This is a genomic window from Microbulbifer sp. A4B17, from assembly GCF_003076275.1.
In the GTDB taxonomy this organism is placed as follows: Bacteria; Pseudomonadota; Gammaproteobacteria; order Pseudomonadales; family Cellvibrionaceae; genus Microbulbifer.
Genome location: NZ_CP029064.1, coordinates 2,507,651 through 2,527,618, shown reverse-complemented (window position 1 = coordinate 2,527,618; position 19,968 = coordinate 2,507,651). Strand labels below are relative to the sequence as shown.

3 protein-coding genes and 1 pseudogene are annotated in these 19,968 nt (G+C 49.5%); all 4 read left to right on the top strand.

All coding sequences use genetic code 11. The features are described from left to right. The first annotated feature begins 165 nt into the window (after window positions 1-165). Entirely contained in the window at window positions 166-7,755 is a 7,590-nt protein-coding gene (locus BTJ40_RS11225; protein WP_192879325.1) for a SpvB/TcaC N-terminal domain-containing protein, read from the top strand. A 25-nt stretch (window positions 7,756-7,780) separates the two neighbouring features. Continuing rightward, a complete protein-coding gene (locus BTJ40_RS11220; protein WP_108733173.1) occupies window positions 7,781-16,861 on the top strand; it encodes a neuraminidase-like domain-containing protein in 9,081 nt (3,026 codons plus the stop codon). Window positions 16,862-17,239: 378 nt separating this feature from the next. Further along, a pseudogene (locus tag BTJ40_RS11215) lies at window positions 17,240-18,316 on the top strand (IS630 family transposase). Window positions 18,317-18,861: 545 nt separating this feature from the next. Next, window positions 18,862-19,866 (top strand): site-specific integrase, encoded by a 1,005-nt coding sequence (locus BTJ40_RS11205; RefSeq protein WP_192879405.1) that lies wholly within the window; start codon window positions 18,862-18,864, stop codon window positions 19,864-19,866. Window positions 19,867-19,968: the final 102 nt, after the last annotated feature.

Sequence of the window (19,968 nt, the reverse complement as noted above, 5' to 3'; positions counted from 1 at the left end):
ACCACCCGCCAAATATTGTTTGATCACAAAGGCTTGATGATGTCTTGCGAGTCGTTATAGTTGGAACTCCCTGTCACTGGGTTGTTTGTGCACCAGTCAGAAAAATAAAAGTAGTCTTACGTCAACTGAGTTATCAACACGGCCTTAGCCCTAATGGATACCGGTATGCAAGACGATAGCGCAGAGCCCCCTAAGTCCGGCCCCTTCAATCTGCAAGGCGGTCTTTCTGAGCTGAAAACCGTTGAAGTCCCCAAAATTGAATTGCCTCAAGCTGGCGGTGCCATTCGTGGTATTGATGAAAAACTTTCTGTGAATGGATCAAATGGGACCGCCTCATTTTCAATTCCCCTACCTGTTGCACCGGCTCGTGGCGTATCTCCACAGGTTCAATTGAATTACAGTTCTGGCTCAGGAAATGGGATCTTCGGTTTGGGCTGGACTATTAATCTGGAATCGATTACGCGTAAAACCAATCGTCAGTTACCACAATACAATGACCTGGAAGATTCAGATACATATTTATATGCCAGCGCTGAGGATCTGGTGCCCGAGTTTGCCCGAGGTCCAGGAGGTAACTTCTTACAAAATTCTGATGGAAGCTACGAATTACGGGAAAGGGATTCCGGTGATGGTCAGTTTCAAATACGCTGTTACCGACCGAGAGTTGAAGGTCTTTACAGCCGCATCGAACGATGGTTACATAAAAGCAGCCTTGAGGTGCGCTGGAGGGTAATCACAAGGGATAACATCACTATTCTTCTGGGTTGGAGTTCAGCCAGCAGGATCTCTGATCCTGATGACAGTAGAAAGGTGTTTGAGTGGTTGCCCGAATTTATTTTTGACGACATGGGTAACTGCTGTCACTACGCCTATAAAAAAGAAGACAGTATCGGGCTGAATAATAATTTGCCCAACAATAGTAACCGCTCCCAAGGCGATCAACTTCAGTATACCAACTGTTACTTAACGGATATTTATTACGGAAACCGCACCCCCTACTCTGCTTTTGGCAATCCTTTTCCTGAACAGCTGGACTACATGTTTCATACCGCGTTTGACTACGGCGAGTATGACCTCAACTCGCCCTACGCCAAGGTGGGGGATTGGATACAGCGGCAAGACCCCTTTTCCAATTATAAACCGGGGTTCGAATTGCGAACCAATCGGCTATGTCGGCGGGTTTTACTGTTCCATCGGTTTCAAGAATTACCCGGCGGAGTCGCCCTGGTTCGTTCCCTGGATTTTGAGCACGACGATAATGATCAGCAGGGATTTACTTTTCTGCGATCCATCACCTCACGGGGATATATCAAGGATTCCAATGGCACCTACTCGAGTAAGCAGTTGCCACCTATGGTATTTAACTATCAGCAGCATATTTGGAGCCGCGAAGTCCAGGTCATCGATACCGATAATATTGTTAATGCACCGGTAGGACTCGCGACCAATTATCAACTCACTGATCTCTACAGTGAGGGGCTGTCCGGCATTCTGGTGGAGCGTGCTGGCAGCTGGTATTACAAACGCAACCTGGGCAAAGGTAATTTTGAGGTAGCCAAAGCCGTTGCCCCCCAACCAGCGGTGCAAAATACCAGCGGCCACTGGAAACTGATGGATCTGGATGCAGATGGAGCTAAACAACTGGTTAATTTTCACTCCAGTCCCCAGGGCTACTTTGAGTTTGGCGCAATGGGTGATGAGCCGCACTTTCGAAATTTCCGACAGCTTGCCAAAGTAGATCAACGCAGCGCCCACGTAAAACTGCTGGACCTCACCGGAGATGGCAAAGCAGATATCCTGGTTTCTGAAGATCACACTTTTACCTGGTATGAATCCAAGGGTCGGGATGGCTATACCGGCGCCCGCCAGGTTTCGAAGTTATTTGATGAGGAGTCCGGTCCAGCCATTGTATTCGCCGATAGTAAAGAGAGTATCTTTATTGCGGATATGAGCGGCGATGGGTTGAATGATATTGTCCGCATCCGTGCTTCTGAGGTGTGCTACTGGCCCAACCTGGGCTATGGCCGATTTGGCCGAAAGGTGGCAATGGATAATCCCCCAGTATTTGACGCTCCAGATGCGTTTAATCCAGCGCATTTACGTCTGGGAGATATCAGCGGTTCCGGAACGACAGATATTGTTTATTTGAGTAAGCAGAAGGCTTGCTGCTGGCTCAATATGAGCGGCAACCGTGTTTCTGCTGATCCCTTTGAAGTTAATTTCTTTCCGGAAATTCACAATTTGGCCAATGTCACTTTGGCCGATTTATTGGGAACCGGAACTCAGTGCTTGGTATGGTCAAGCTCGCTGAACAAGGATTCAGCGGCTCCCCTTCGCTATATCGATCTGATGGGCAGCCACAAACCCCACTTGATGACCGGTTATAGCAACAATATGGGTAAGGAGGTAAACCTCACATTCACCCCCTCCACACAGTTCTATATCGAAGATGAGCAGGCAGGCCGGCCCTGGGTGACGAAACTGCATTTCCCAGTGCAGTGCCTCTCAGCGGTTGAAACTCTGGACCGGGTTACCGGGCATCGTTTTGTAAGCCACTACCGCTATGCCCACGGTTACTTCGATCACGCAGAGCGAGAGTTTCGCGGGTTTGGAATGGTTGAACAGAGCGATTCAGAGCAGTTTGATCATTGGGTTATGGGGGAGTCCAGTAATGTTGTGGAACAACCCTTGCACCAGGCGCCAGTGCTAACCCGTCAGTGGTTTCATACCGGTGCATTTATTCAGGAGAGTGAAATTCTCTCTCAATTTGAAAACTCTTATTGGTATGCGGAGCTTGAACGACAGGGGTTCAGTGCGGAGCATTCTGAACACAATTTGCCCGATGCCACAATTTCTGTGGCCGATGGTCTGCCGAGTTCCCTACTCGCCCAGCTTACTGCTCTTGAGCACCGCCAAGCCGCTCGTGCCTGTAAGAGTATGCCTTTGCGCTCCGAGGTATTTGCGCTGGATGCACCCGCTACCGATCCGAGTCCCGAATCGCTGCGGCTACAATTAACCCCCTTCGCCGTAGAAACCTCTAATTGTCAAATTGAGCTACTTCAACCCAAGGGGCAAAACCCCTTTGCGGTCTTTACTGTGCGCAGAAGTGAATCGATCAGTTACGCCTATGAACGGGATATTGACGATCCCCGTATCGCACACACCATTAATCTTAATTTTGATCAATACGGTAATTTGCTGGAATCCGTGAGCGTGATGTATGGGCGAAAGGTGGTCGATACTGATCTACCGCTTGTCACTCAGGAAGTCCAGGGGCGTACTTCCATCAGCTACAAAGTCATGGACTTTACCAATGCTGTCGAAACTGAAGATATCAGGCAGCTACCACTGCCCTCAGAAGAGCGAACCTATGAGTTACGTGGCATAGCCGCTTCAGGTGACTACTTTGTTCCCGAAGATTTTTACGCTGTATCCTTGGCTGCGGAAGTGCCCTACCATCAAAAACATAACAATCCCTTGCCCGGTGCGCCGGAACGGCGTCTGATAGAGCATCTGCGCTCTACCTATTATCGCGACGATTTAAGTGGGCCTCTACCGTTGCACCAACTGGAATCGCGGGCTCTACCCTTTGAGACCTATCAGTTGGCCTACACACCAACACTGCTGACTGAGATCTTTGCGGGGAAGGTTAACGGTGCAACCATGCTTGCGGGATCCTATGTGCACAGCGAGGGCGACAATAACTGGTGGATACGCTCTGGGCACGCGGATTATCTTCTGCAAGGCGAAATTGCCAGTGACGCACAGTCCCGATTCTTTACGCCGGTGAGTTATACAAACCCTTTGGGCGTTCAGACAAAGGTGGGCTACTTAGCCGCATTTACCTTTGTCGAATCCGTTGAGGATGCCCTGAGCAATCGCACCCTTGTTGAACAGTTTGATTTCCGCACACTGACTCCGCGCCGCCTTCGCGATCCCAATAACAATCTCTCCGAATCCCTTTCAGATGAATTGGGGTTTGTAAAAGTAAAAGCTGTGCTGGGTAAAGGGGGAGAAGCTGATGATTTAAGTGGTCACGAACCCCAGACCAGTGAAAGTGAGATTGACCACATCGATGATTTTTTTGCGGCCACCGATTCCACTGAGCTGATCAGTTTGGGGCAGACCCTACTGGGCCATGCCACTACCCGTTATGTCTACGACTTGGATGCCTTTCAAACATCGGGCACACCGATTGCGGTCGCCACCATCGTTCGGGAACAGCACTTTCAGCAAAATAATAACTCGCCCCTACAAATCAGCTTTCAATATCACGGCGGCCTTGGCGACGTCGTCATGAAGAAGAACCAAGCCGAACCGGGTCTGGCCAAGCGTCTGACCCTTGGCCCGGATAATAGTGTTGTTATTGAAGAGGTAGATACATCACCGAATTTACGTTGGGTGGGTACTGGCCGGATAGCGGTTAATAATAAGGGCAACCCCGTCAAACGGTATGAGCCCTACTTCTCGACCAGTCATTTTTATGAAGACCGGCGTGAATTGGTGGAATCCGGGGTTACCGCAATCTTTTATTACGACCCGCTGGGGCGTGAGCAACGGATGGAGCTCCCGGACGGCACCTTCAGTAAAACCGAGTTTACTTCCTGGCATCATACCACTTATGACCCAGGCGATACGGTGCTGGATTCCTCCTGGCACCACAATAGGGTCAACCACCTGATCAATGAAGAACTGAGTGCTGAAGGCAAAGATCCATTGAAAGAAGCCGAAGCGGCTACAATCTCAGAAATCTATCACGACACACCCTCGGTAAAACATCTCGATCCTCTTGGGCGTCCTGTCTTACAGGTTCAGCACAACCGGTTTAACGGCAGTGATGAATTTATGTTAGCGATTGGGGCACTGGATATTGAAGGTAATTTACTATCAGTGACTGACCCCCGGGGTAATCAGGTAGCCAGCTATCAGTACAGTTTACTTGGCGTTGATGCTTATCAGCATCTATCGGAGTCAGGGCAACGATGGGTGCTCGAAGATGTGGATGGCAAACCTCTACGCACTTGGGATGAGCGCAACCATGAGTTCCAATATCAATACGACTTGCTTGGCAGACCCACAGAGTCGCGAGTGATCGGCGGCGATGGCCTGCAACCGCTGGATCATCTCTTCGAGCGTATCTTTTACGGCGAAACTGAACCACTGCCAGAAAATAATAATTTGCGCGGCCGGGTGGTTCGATACTATGACACCGGTGGCCTCTCTCTGGTGCAGGCTTATAATTTTAGGGGTAAACCCCTCGACAACCATAGGCAATTATTTACCGACTATAAAGGAATACCCAACTGGACCGATCCTAATCTGATAGCAGATCTGGAAGCTGAAGTCTTTATTTCCACCACAGAGCGGGATGCCTTGGGCAGGCCAACCCAATCGACTGCACCCGATGGCTCTGTGGAGCTGAGTTTTTATAATGAAGCGGGATTGCTACAGCAGAAACAGTTCCAACCTGATGGAGGTTCACTCCAAACCATCATCAATAATGTCGATTACAACGAGAAAGGGCAAAGAATTCGGCTGGAGCTGGGTAATGGGGTTGTTACTGAGTATCAATACGACAGCAAGAACTTTAATCTTTTGCGAGTCAGTTCTACAGCGGGGGGTAATCAGGTACTTCAGGACCTGAGATTTACCTACGATGCCACTGGCAATATCAGCCATACCCTGGATGACGCAGTGCCAGTGCAGTTCTTCAATAACCAAGTTACCAGCGGACTGTCCACCTACACCTACGATGCCGCCTACCGTCTGCGCAGTGCTACCGGCCGGGAAAATAATGCGGCGCTGGCATTCGCTGCCAACGATAATTGGAATGATCAATCTTTTCGGCATGCGCTTAATAACGGTGATCCCGCGGCGACAAGAAATTATAGCCAGCTGTATAACTACGACATCGCCGGCAATCTGCAACAGCTTCAGCACCAGGCCTCAGGAAACAACTGGACGCGGGATTACGCTTACCAAGCGACAAATAACCGGATGACCTCAACCAGCGTCGCCGGTGAAAACTATCTTTACGGTTATCACGCGAGTCACGGCTATATCAACTCCATGCCACATTTGGAGGAGCTTGGCTGGAACTTTAAAGAAAAGCTGGTGCTCTCCATTCGCCAAAAGGTGCTCAACGGTACGCCCGAGACAACTTATTATCAGTATACCGCTGATGGGGAACGTATCCGAAAGGTGACTGAGCTTGCAGCGGCCCCTGGCCAGCAAGCTCAACAAAAAGAGCAGCGGGTATATCTGGGCAACTACGAGCGCTATGAAAAGCTGTCCGGGCAAAATAGTGGCTTGGTCAGGCACAGTCTTTCGGTGACTGATGAGCAGGGCCGAATCGCGCAGATTGACCGACGTAACCACATTGATGACGGCACCCTTCCCAGTCTGATTCGCTATCAAATCAGCAATCACTTAAATAGCGCCTGCCTGGAAGTTGATGAAAATGCGCAGACGATTTCCTACGAGGAGTACCACCCTTTCGGAACAACCGCCTATCAGGCAATCAACAACAGCATCCAGGCTGCAGCCAAACGCTATCGCTATGTGGGGATGGAGCGAGATGATGAGACGGGTCTCTCTTACCACTCTGCCCGTTATTACATTACCTGGCTCGGGCGATGGCTAAGTGCAGACCCCAGCGGTATTGAAGATGCTTTGAATGTTTATCAATACTCAAAAAATAACCCTGTCTCACTCACTGATACCAATGGCCACGAAAGCGATGAACAAAAAGCATCACGAATGTTTGAGGAGTTCCTGATTGATCAGGGAGTGAAATATCGCAAGGAGGTACCCTTTCGGGTAGAAGTCAACGGTAAGTGGGTCAATGGACGGGCGGATTTCTTTGTCGAAACCTCTGCCGGCTGGGAACCCGTGGAAATGAAGGGTAAGGCGAGTTCTCCCTGGACCAAGGCACAGAAAAAGTACTTACCAGCCCTACAATCCGGTGCCAAGTGGGAAACGATCGGTACTGGAAAATTCAAAACAAAAATGACGGGCTCCGGTGGCGGTAAGGTCTTTAATGTACATACCGTTGCTGCCGGCAAGTATCAGTTCCAGAAACTTTTTACCTCCTCTGTGATTAAGAGGCCTGGAGGCGATGCCTCTAAAGGAGAAAAAATTACAGTTACTAAAGACAAAGATGGCAAAGTACTAGAGACATCCTCCAAGCCCCATACCCGGGAGGGAACCCGTTCAAAGCCTACTGACGCAAAGCCCAAAGCAAGAACTCGCGCAAAAGCTAAAGGACCAAGGGTGAGAGGGAAAGGCCCGCTCGGTTTACTCATTGGTGGGCTGGTAGCTGGTGGGACATTGCTCGCCGGTGGGGACGCCTATGCTGCTGCCCAAGCAGTGAATCCTGCAGCAGGGACAACAGATGCCTTAGTCGAGGGCGGAGATAGCGGGGATGTGGGTGAAGGTGTTGCCTCCGATATCTTCTATTGGACTCCGCCGGGTTGGGTCGTAGGTACCGCACAAATGGCCTGGGATCTTAACCAAGCGGCGATGGATGCCTCCCACTTCCCTGTCCCTGAAGGATTTACCGAACGGATGGTTGAAGAAGGGCGCAATCCCTTCTGTGCGGTATGCCATGACCCGCGGGGTCCCGGCAGTGAATCCTATCGCGAACAGCAAAGGGTTAACGCACAACTACTTCAGAATACTGAACCGGCAACAAATGCACTTACGGAAGCAGAGCAACAAGCCATTCTAGAGTTTATTAACAACCTGGAAGAATAATCAAAAGGACAAATAGGACGCGACCATGGCACAGAACAATATCATCATGGGAGCAGTCACCAGCAGTTATGGTGATTCTACCGAAGGGCTGCTGGTTAGAGCTTACGATATGGGGCTTCGTTCTTTACGCCCCCTGGGAGAGACGAGTGTCGGTACTGATGGAAAGTACCTGCTCCAGTGGACCCCCGAAAGTCAGGCGGGAGGTGGAGATAGCGTTGCCCTGGGCTTGGAAATACTGATGCCCGTTAGTAAAACGCTGCTCTTCAGTACAGCACCGGACGATAGCTTGTTTCCCGCAGGCGACCGGGAGGTAATTAATGTCACTATTAAACAGCGTATTGCGCGGGAGACCATCGAATACGATGTACTGAGGCAAAATATCCAACCGCTAATGGGTAACCTCAGAACTGGAGAACTGGAAGAGACCAGTGAAAATGGGGATGTATCGCTCCTAACAAAGCGCACCGGCCAGCTACGCAATAATATCACTTACCTGGCATTGGCCGACCGCCTGGAGGAAGTATCCGGTATTGAGGCGCCCTTCTTTTATGCGCTTTTACACCAGGGCACACTACTCAGAAATGATTTTAGGCAGCCTGCTCAGTTGCGGCTTTCTGTTGATACAGATACCGATACCATAACGTTGCTATATGAAGCAGCACTGACCGACAGTGCTGTGATTGAGCAAGACATTCAGCAAGCTGCAGCACAAAAAATTATCGGCCCAGATACGGCAAATAATATTGCAAAGCATCTGAAAACCCTATCCGCTTATAAAGATGATGCACAAGCGTTCGCAGACACTGAGCGGCAAGAGCGCATTCTAGGGGTTATCTCGGAGTTTGTGACTAAAGATAAGCTCAATGAAGCCACGACTCTGCTTAATGAAAACCCTGGTAACCTTCATAGTGCTCTGGAGAAAATAGCCAACAAAGCATTTTTAGTGGATGCCGGCAGTGCACCAAAGTTAAAAACTGATCTGATTCTGGGCGAAATTCTTGGCTTTGACAAAGCATTGATTGATCAGGTGGCCAAACGTGAAAAGATCTCAAGTTCAAATGAAATCGGGCGGCTGGCGAGACTGACTAAGGAGGAGTGGGCCACCCATCTCAAACAAGCTGGAAGTGAAATCACGCTTGGTAACAAACCGTTACAGAGCGGTGTCATTGAGACCTATGCAAAGTCACTGACACTCAGATTGGAAAATGCTTATCCATCAGAGGCATTTCTTGCTCAACTGGAAAGAGATAAACAACCACACATAAAAAATCAGTCCGAAATCACCTCCATTCTCAATGAAGCGACAGAATTTGATCTCAAGAGCACAAATATTGATCGGTTCTTTGAGGAAAAGCAGTTGACAGATAAGGAGTACCAGGTTTCCCGCGAGGAATTAAAAAAAATACAACGTGTGTTTCGCTTGGCGCCGCAATATAACAAGGTTACCGGGCTTTTGGACCGGGGTATCACCTCATCGCGGGACATTGTTGCCAAAGGAAAGTCCCACTTCCTTAAAGAAATCGCCCCTGCGGCTGGAATCAAAGCTGAAGAAGCGAGCCTGATATACGCAAAAGCAGAGAGCCTATCCAGCGCTGCACTGATGGTCGCTGGAGATTTGCAGGATCTGGCCGCTGCAAATGCTATTCCCGCAATTAATACAAAAAAACTCACTGCCACGGCACAACAAGTCGCCCAGGACTATCCAAATTTGAAGTCCCTGTTTAAGGGCACAGATACCTGTGCCTGTGAGCACTGTCGCTCTGTTTATGGGCCCGCAGCCTATTTGGTTGAGCTGCTCGAATTTGTTGATAGCCGCAACGTCACAGACCTGACAGTTGCCCCGCCGGTAACAACGAATCACGCTCGCGATCTACTGTTCGAGCGCCGGCCAGACCTGGGGGAAATCGATCTCAATTGTGCCAACGCCATCACTCCGGTTCCCTATATCGACCTGGTCTGTGAACAACTGGAGGAATTGATTGCGCCGGATATGGGGATTCCCTATAGCGGCGATCTTGCCACCGGTAGTGATCCCCTGGTTGGGAGTATATCGCCCAATTTACTTACAACTCTTGCGAATAATGACATTCCTATCAGTGAAAATGCTCAGGTCTTTCCTTCAGAAACCCTGGGAGCATCAGCGACCCTGCCCCACTATATCCGCGATACCCAGGCCGTCATTAAGGCGGTTCATCAGGGCGGCAACAACTACACGCTGTTTCGGTTGCGACAAACGCTTTCCCCTGCAGAAGAACTGGCGGCAGCCCCGGAATATGTTAACCAAACTGCCTATTCCGAGCTGGCCTCAAGCAATTTTGCCTTCACTCTGCCATTTGACCTTCACCACACAGAGGCAATTGCCTATTTCAATCGCTTTGATGTCGACCGCGCAGAGCTAATGCGCAGGTTTCAGGTAGGTAGCAGCCCGCAAGAACATGTGATCGCTGCAGAACTCCTGGGGCTCAATGATAGCGAACGGCAGCTGATCACCCAGTCTGATATTGCCGGGCAAAATGACTACTGGAATGCTTCCCTACCGGACTTGGCTATTGTCAGTACTCTTCTGGATAAAACTGCGCTGACGTATCTTGAACTCAATCGACTGTTAGCACTGGACTTTATCGATCCCAATAACAACCTATTTATCCGGCACCTGGATTTAACGTGTAACCTGGACCAAAAGGAGGTTGCCAACCTCGACAACAGTGCTTTGGACAGAATCCATCGCTTCCTGCGACTACAGCAAGTAACTGGCTGGAAGCTGGAAACCCTGGACGCCGTTGTTAGCCAGCCCGCGCTAGGTGGGGGCCAACTGAATAATGAAACGATAAGCCTGCTTGGCGATCTTTCCGAGCTAAGCCGGCTCAGTGGAATAGAGGTTGATGACCTCATTGCCTGTTATGGCGAAATTCCCTCAGAAAACTATTCGTTGATCTTTCAAAACAAGGCCAAGAACGGGGTTATCGATGAAGCACTGGCGCAGGAAAGTATTGACGGAACAGGCTTCCTCGCCGATGTTGCCGCCAGCCTTGCCACCTGCCTGCAAATCGACAGTGAGTCATTTAGCCGTTTGCTGACCTTACTGGCAGACAATATTCTCAGTATCGACAATCTCAGTTCACTGCTTCTGCTGACCCATTTGATGCATCAACAGAAATTGACCGCAGAAGATATCGATCTCCTGATCGATCTCACCGCAGTTGACCCTTTGCTGTCTCCCTTGGACACACTCGAATTTGTTCACTATGCCCAGCTGACAAACTCATTTCCTATTGGGCTGTCCACATTGCGATTTATGTTGTACCACCAGGCAGACGACCTTGAGGTACTGGAGCTTAAAACGGCATCAATCGAGGAAATCCTTGCCCTGCTCCAAAGTGCTTACCAGCAGGCGTGGATCGATAACTCCTCTCCTTTTGATCCAAATCTGGAGTCCGTTGAACAACAAGAGGCCCTACTAAAGCTATTGGGTCAGTTCAATCAGGTTAGCGAAGCGGACTGCAAAACAATCCTGGGCTTCCTGGAAAGGGACTGGGATTCTGCTGCAGCCGCAAAGGGGTTGATTGATACCTTGTTTGCAACAGCTTTCAATACAACATCCATCAACAGCGCGATTGATACCCTCGACTTGCTCGCGCCTGATGCGGACATCAGCCAGGCCAGTAAGGATCTGCTACAAGCGCTGATGGATGCATTGTCATCCCATCAATTTCTTATAGCAAAACAGGAGATACTGACTTCCAGTATCGCATCTTCATTTAAAGCCGACTCGGATGTCATCGAAACACTACTTAAGGTGGCAGAACTAAAGCAACCGCTGCCGGGCGATGGCGTTTTAGGTGAATTGCTCCTGACAGATGACCTGATTGATACTCTGAATCACCCCCCCGTACCACCCGCAATTTCAGAGGGTAACTTTCCTCTGCACTTTGCCGCTTTGCGATTTTTACACAAACTGGTGCCGCTGGCGCTGTCCCTGCAAATAGATGCGGCTCTACTCAATTGGTTGCTGCAACATAGCGAGGCGCTGGGTTGGCTTGAAATTGACAAGATTCCCTATGTCAGTGGACAGCAGGAGCAGCGTCTGGACGCTTACCTGGATATTATCCTGGCCTTGCAGTTGGCAGAGGAACTGCCTGCAGTAGCGGACCCCGCAGATGCGGGCAGCGCGATTAGCTTCTGGTCTGTGCTAGAAATGACACTCCCGGATAGCACAACAAGCCGGGATGACTTCCTGGAAAAGATGGCACTGCTAACAGCGCATGACCTCTCGCTGTTGGATGCCCTCGATACCCACTTTTTCCCCGCATTTGATCTCGGCGAATATCGCAAGCCGGCAACTTGGAGCCGCATCTTGGAAAGTGCCGAGCTTGCTCGGCAGCTGTCCAGTTCTGTGGCGCAGATCAATGAATTCATAAAACCCGCACTCAACAGTAATGACACGCAGCAACTGCGCCAGGCGCTGAAGTCCCGCTACGACGAGTCCACCTGGCTGGGCACCCTCAAGGAAGTGATGGATGCTATCCGTCCACAAAAGCGGGATGCACTGATTGCCTATCTACTCGCAACGAAGCCGGAATTTAATCATACCAATGATCTCTACGATTACCTGTTAATCGATGTAGAGATGGAAGCCTGCATGCCGAGTTCACGGATTGTGCAGGCACACAATGCTATCCAGCTATTCGTGCAAAGATGCCTATTAGGTTTAGAGCCCAGAGCTGCTGCGGATAAGGAAAATGACAGTGGTTGGGAGCATTGGAAATGGCTCAAGCTCTATCGCCTTCGGGAGGTCAATTACAAGATTTTCCTCTATCCGGAGAATTGGATCGAAGCTGAGCTGCGCGACGACAAGTCTTCCATTTTTGTAGAACTTGAGGACGAACTACAGCAAAACGAGCTTACTGAATTTACTGCCGAGCAGGCTTTTATCGGCTATATGCAGCGGCTGGACGATTTGGCATTCCTGGAAGTGGTGGCGACTTGGTATCAAACCTCTACTCGCATTATGCATGTGTTTGCCCGCACCAAATCCGGTGACCCCGCCACTTACTATTACCGCCGGTTTGAGCAGGAGCGCTACTGGACCCCATGGGAGTTAGTGGATCTGGATATTACCAGTGACCAGCTGTTAGCGCTGGAGCGCAATAACCGGCTTACCCTCGCCTGGCCCATTTTTAGTGAGGAACCCGACCCAAACCCCGAATCCACCGTACCGGATTCCACACCGGGAACCGTTACCGCCACTGACAAGCCCAAGCGCAAATTAAAAATCCAGTTGGCAGTCAGTGAGTTTGCCGACGGACGTTGGCAACCTAAACGGGTATCGAAAGATGCGGTATTGACGCCATCCTCCTACACAACCGCCAACTTGCAACAGGACCGCTACAACCTTATCTATTTACAAGCCATTGACCAGATATTGTTGCTCAAAGCATTGGGTCAGGACGCCACTGAGTTGCGAGGCTCTTTTTTACTGACCGGATGTAAAGGCTATCCGGAGCTGGCCACCCAGGGGAAAGTCCCCTTCCCGGATTTCTTTCCTGATTTCAAAGATACCCTTCTCACTGTGCAGCGCTATAAAGAGTGGAATTGGGATCCCGCCGACCAAATGGCTGCGCGTACCGCTTTAGCGCCCTTTGGTTTTTATGATATTTTAAATCGTACCCCAGGCAATTTTCGCGTCACTTATCCCCATCAGATGACCATTATTGATTGGGCAATGATCCTAATCCAATACCTGTTTATTCTGGCTTACAGTAACAGCAATAGCACAGCAGCCAAGTATGACAAAGTATTGAAGTTCCCCTTTGGCACACTGCTGCCCTATTTTATGGAGGACAGCGAGCAGGGCTATGTGATCATCCCCGGCTTTTACGCCAGAGCATCTGGGGACCCCACTGGCGAGCTGACAAGCACAAGCTCTTCCAGTACTGAAGTTCGCCGCACAGCTTCTGATGTCATCCAGCTGATAGAAGATGTTCTGAAACTCTATCTGAAAGTGGTTGCCCGGGTACAGGCCGGGGAAAGCTTTGCTGATGTATTGCAGGACTTGCCCAATGATGATGACTATCAAAAGTTGTTGTCAGAATTCCAAGCCTATACGGAACTTCAATACGGCGAACGTTTCGCCAATATGTATCACCCGCTCATGTGCGCCTTCCGCAAAATCCTGTATCAGGAAGGCATTCCCGCATTAATGCGGCGCAGTACCCAAATGCAGCAAACGGCGTTCAACTTTGCCAATTATTATGACCCTGCCCCAGTAGTGCCAAAGGAGTACCCGGTCGAGGATGTTGATTTCGCTTCGGATGGTAGCTACAGCGGTTATAACTGGGAAATATTCTTCCACCTGCCAATGCTGATTGCCACACAATTAACACGCAATCAGCGATTTGAAGAAGCAATGGACTGGTTACATTTTGTCTTCAACCCAACGGGGGCTCTGCCGGGTGAAGCCCCCAACAAGTACTGGGTTACCAAGCCTTTCTTCCTCCGCAGTGAAGACGACTATATCGAACAGCGTATTGATCAATTGCTATACCGGGTTGCAGATCCAAATACCCCAGAAATCAAAGAGCTGGAATTTGCCATTAGACAATGGCGGGACAAGCCATTCAGCCCCCATGTGGTTGCGCGATTCCGTACCGTCGCCTACCAAAAGGCGATCCTGATGAAGTACATCGACAATTTGGTTGAGTGGGGAGATTATCTGTTCAGTCAGGACACCATGGAGTCCATCGCCCAGGCTACGCAAATGTATATCCTTGCGGATAAATTGCTAGGGCCCAAACCCCGCGTTGTCCCCCCTGCCGTAGAGCCGCCGCCACAAACTTACAATCAATTGCAGGGCAAGCTCGGAGCCCTCGGCAATGCGCTGGTTGACCTGGAAAATATCCTACCCGACTTAGCTGCCCTCCCCGAAGGAGGCGCAGAGCTGCCCCCAGCGCCAGTGACTTTATCCATGCTGTACTTTTGTATTCCGCAAAACGAGCAGATGGTGGCCTACTGGGACCGGATCGCCGATCGGCTGTTTAAAATTCGTCACTGCCAGAATATTGATGGTGTTGAAAGAAGTCTAGCCCTGTTTGCACCGCCCATCGATCCGGCCATGTTGGTCAAAGCTGCGGCCTCGGGGTTGGATATTTCTTCTGTGATTGCCGGACTCAATGCCCCCTTGCCCTATTACCGCTTCAGCGCTCTTTCCCAAAAAGCCAGCGAATTCGCCGGTGAAGTCCGCAGTCTTGGAAACTCACTATTGCAAGCACTGGAAAAGAAAGATGCGGAAGAGCTGGCCTTATTGCGCAGTGAGCTGGAGATCAAGCTACTTGAAGCCGCTACCCACCAAAAAGAGCTGGCGATTGAGGAAAGCACCGAACAAATCAAGGTCCTCCACCGAACCCGCAAAGTTACCGCAGAACGGCACCAGTTCTACGCCACTATTGAGAAGATCAATGAGAAAGAGCAGCTCAATCTGGATAAGCTGGCCAAAAGCCAGGATATGCAGCTGGGCTCACAGATTAGCCGTACCCTTGCAGGGGTCATGGCTATGGCTCCCTCCCTATTGGGTGGAGCCTCCGGCTTTGGCGGTAGCCCTCATATTACACTGGAATGGGGTGGAAAAAACCTGGCCGCCGCCGCCAATTCTGCCGCAGATGTATTGGATATCCTGGCTGGCGTGGCCGCCTATGAAGCCAATAGAGCTTCGATTACCGGTGGCTACAATCGCCGCTTTGAGGATTGGAAACTGCAGGAAAACCAGGCACTGCTGGAAATGGATTCAATCGATCAGCAGATTACCGCAGCAGAAATCCGCAAGACCATGGCTGAAGAGGATCTGAAAAATCACCAGCGGCAAATTGATAATGCTCACCAGACCGACGAGTACATGCACACCAAATATACCAACCAGGAACTGTACCAGTGGATGCTGGGAAAAATTAGCTCGGTCTATTTTAGTGCCTATAAACTGGCCCATGATCTGGCGAAAAAAGCTGAGCGCAACTACCAGTTTGAACTGGGCCGCCAGGATAGCTTTATCGCCTTTGGCTATTGGGACAGCTTGAAGAAAGGCCTGCAGTGCGCGGATAAACTAATTTATGACATTAACCGCATGAGTGCGGCCTACCTCGACAACAATAAGCGTGTGTACGAAGTTACCAAACACATCTCCCTGGCCCAACTCGATCCTCTTGCCTTGGCAAGATTGAGAGCTACCGGCAGTTGTGATTTTGAAGTGCCGGAAGCCATCTTGGACCTGGATCACCCCGGCCATTATTTCCGCCGCATCCGGGCTGTGAGCTTAAGTCTGCCCTGCGTGGCTGGCCCGCAGACGTCAGTCGGTGCCAAACTCTCATTGGTGTCCAATAAATACCGCAGAAACTTACATCCGGATAACCTCGCTGGAACCGGTTACGCCGAAGATCCCGGCAACGATGAACGCTTTGTCTACAACGTCGGTGCCATCCAATCTATTGCCACGTCCGCGGCCCAGCAGGACAGCGGTATGTTTGAGCTGAATTTCCGCGATGATCGCTATCTGCCCTTCGAAGGAACTGGCGCTATCAGTAGCTGGCGTCTCGAATTCCCCAGCAAAGCGCTGGCCCAATTCAACTACGATACCATTGCCGATGTGGTACTCCACTTAAGCTATACCGCCCGCGATGGAGGATCGGGACTTCGCACCTTGGCCGAATCCACAATGACTGAGCGGCTGCAACTGATCAATCAGGAATTGAGCCAGGCGGGATTGCATACAGCAATTGATCTGAAGCATGAACTTCCAAATGAGTGGCACTTACTGAAAGGACAAGGCACTACGCAAATTACCCTCGACCGAACCCGACTGCCCTACCTGGCCCAATCACTGGAAGCGAGTATTTCTAACATAGTATTACTCGCCCAAGTATCCGATAACCCCGCCGCATTCTCCTTGGATATTGATGATGCACCAGTCAACCTAGCCAGAATTGATGAATGGAAGTTATGTAAAGGTGAAGTAAATACTATCGCCCTGGATACTCCATTCGAGCTTGGGGTAGCAGAAGTTGATCAGGATAAGCTGGATAAATTATTGCTGATAGTGAAATACACATTTGCCGGTTAGTTCGGCGTTATTTTTAGATGGGTATGCCTTGCCAAACTTCAGAAAGCCACAGTGTTGTGCCTCTAGTTAGGCATGATTTATCTAATCGTTGTTTTTCCCTTAGGAGGGGATGGATCGGATAAGGTACTCTAAGATTAGAAAAGAATGGTATATCGACATGATTTGTATTCATAAACAATCGGCTAGATGTGCCATAGTGTACAGGGTCTACATTAGACTGCCCTAAGAGGGTTTTATAGCTTTTCAGTCGGTAATTGTAATGAAGCCAAAACCTGAAAAGCGGTGGCTTCAATGACAACGATAACGCCTAGACTGAGTTTCTAGTGGTCCATGCGGAAATTAATGTAACCAATGAAGGATTGTCCGTATAATGTATCTATTATGCGTACACCTAAACCTTTTCAAGTTTCTGACAGTGATGCGGCTACTCTGAACGAGTGGTGCCGGTCAACAACACTTCCACATGGACAAATTATGCGAGCGAAGATTATTCTTCAGCTCAGTGAAGGCATGACTCCTACAGATGTAGCTACCGCGCAGAGAACGTCACCGAAGACTGTTCATTGATGGCGAAGCCGTTTCGAACAAGAAGGTATTGAAGGGTTGCGAGAGCGTGCTCGTAGTGGGCGGCCAACTGTTATCGGAAAGGACGTTGTAGATCGTGTATTGTTTTTGACAACAAAGCGTATACCCGAAGAAGCGACACACTGGAGTATCGAGTTAATGGCGAAATACGCGGAAGTAACACCATGGCAGGTTCGGCAGATATGGAAAGCAGCTGACTTACGACCCCATCGCCTAAAAACATTCAAGACCAGCAGTGACCCTGAATTTTCTGAAAAGGTTATCGACATTGTGGGTCTATATATGAACCCACCAGAAAACGCTGTTGTTCTAAGCGTTGATGAGAAGACACAAATTCAAGCCTTGGATAGAACACAGCCAGGCCTCCCTCTAAACCCAAGTCGCATAGGCAGTCGAACTCATGGTTACAAGAGGCATGGTACTGCTAGCTTGTTTGCCACCTTCAATACGCTGACTGGAAAAGTGATTGGAAAGGTTGCGAATAGAACTACCAGCAAGGAATTCCTATCATTTTTGAAGTTGGTCGATCGACGTACGGATTCAAATAAAGATCTGCACATAATTTTGGATAACCTCAACGCACACAAAACGAAAGAGGTTCGAGATTGGGCGAAATCACGTCCTCGCATTCACCTTCATTTTACGCCTACCAGTTCATCATGGTTGAATGCAGTAGAGGGATGGTTTGCCCAACTAGAGCGTAGAGCGCTATACAGGGGAGTGTACACGAGTGTTGCGGAGCTAAAATCAGAACTGGAGCACTTCATCAAGGCTCACAATGCTGAAGCTGCAAAGCCATTTAAATGGACAAAGTCTGCCGGCCAAATCCTGGCTTCAGTAGAGCGTGCAAAACAATCGTTACAGAATTAACCGCATAGACCGCTAGCGCGCCACCATTCGATCGTAGGCAAGATTGAGCAGGAGCGTAACAAGATCGCTATCCTTGAATTCGTCGAATATTGTGCCATCATGAATGCCGACCCCCATGAGGGGTTAGATATACTGCTTGACTCCCTTAAAAGCAGAAAAAAATATAGCTTTCCCCTCCCCCTCAATCAGCTCGAAAATATCAAGGCATCAAAATATAGCAAGAAACAAATTGTTATATTTTTTTGTAAAGTGAGGATAATAATTCTCTACCACAAGGATAATTAAATGTTTATTTAGAGCCCCCCTAATATGCTCGATTATTTTAATTTAACTCTCCCTCCTGAAGTCGCTCCTTCTGAGCCGACATGAATGAAAAGGTAAAAACCAAGATCGCATATAAGAGATCAATTATTATTAACCAATAAAATCAAAAGGTTAGGTGTAAAAATGCAGCTGGTTTACCCAATAACAGTCAAACACCCAGCTACCGCCGTGAACTTGAGCGATTGCTGCAATGGGCGTGGCGCATTGAAGAAGTTTCAATAATGACTCTGAAGCGCGAACACATTGAGGAGTTTGTGCAGTTTTGCATTGAGCCGCCAATTGCCTGGATCGGAACTAAGAATGTTGCCAGATTCAAAACACAAAATGGCGAGCGTGTTGTGAATGCCGATTGGCGGCCATTCGTAGTCAGTGTGTCCAAAGTTGAGTTTCGTGCTGGCAAGACGGCTTCCCCCAAGGAGTTTCGGCCATCCCAGGCAGCGATCAAATACATCTTTACTGCATTGTCATCCTTCTTCGATTTTCTCTATCAAGAAGGCTTGGTTCCAGCCAATCCTGTGGCACTGATTCGCCAGAAAAGTAAGTTTGTTCGACGTGAGCAACAAAGCCAGGTTGTACGTCGAATCAGCAACTTGCAGTGGGATTATGTCCTGGAGACTGCTGAGATCATGGGCGAGACATCACCAACAGATCACGAGCGAACTTTATTCATTATGAACGCCCTATTCGCTATGTATTTGCGAATCTCTGAGTTGGTTGCAGATGAAAGATCGGCACCAGTTATGGGTGATTTCAAGAAAGATCGCGACGGAAACTGGTGGTTTCATGTTACGGGTAAAGGTAGCAAAGGCCGGGCGATCACTGTTTGCGACCAAATGTTGAAGGCCTTGAAGCGCTACAGAAATTATTTGCAGCTCCCTGCTCTGCCCAGCATTAATGAGCAGACACCTCTGGTGCACAAGTCCCGTGGCAAGGGACCGGTTACCAGTACCCGACAGGTTCGCCTGATTGTTCAAAACTGCTTTGATGCTGCTCACCAACGGATGGTTGAAGAAGGCTTAGGGGAAGATGCTGAAGATCTTAAGGCTGCTACAGTGCACTGGCTCCGCCATACGGGTATTTCTGAAGATGTGAAGTACCGCCCCCGCGAGCATGTGCGCGATGATGCGGGCCATGTAAGTATGGCTACGACCGATCGCTACATTGATTCCGACATGCGGGAGCGGCATGAAAGTGGGCGGAGTAAGCGGGTAAAGCAGGAGCGGTAATACTGCCGCCCTGCTCTCATATAAATGAAATAGCTTGACCCGAAAAGGATACGATATATCATTGCACACCATCTAATTAACCTAGTACACATGGATGAATAC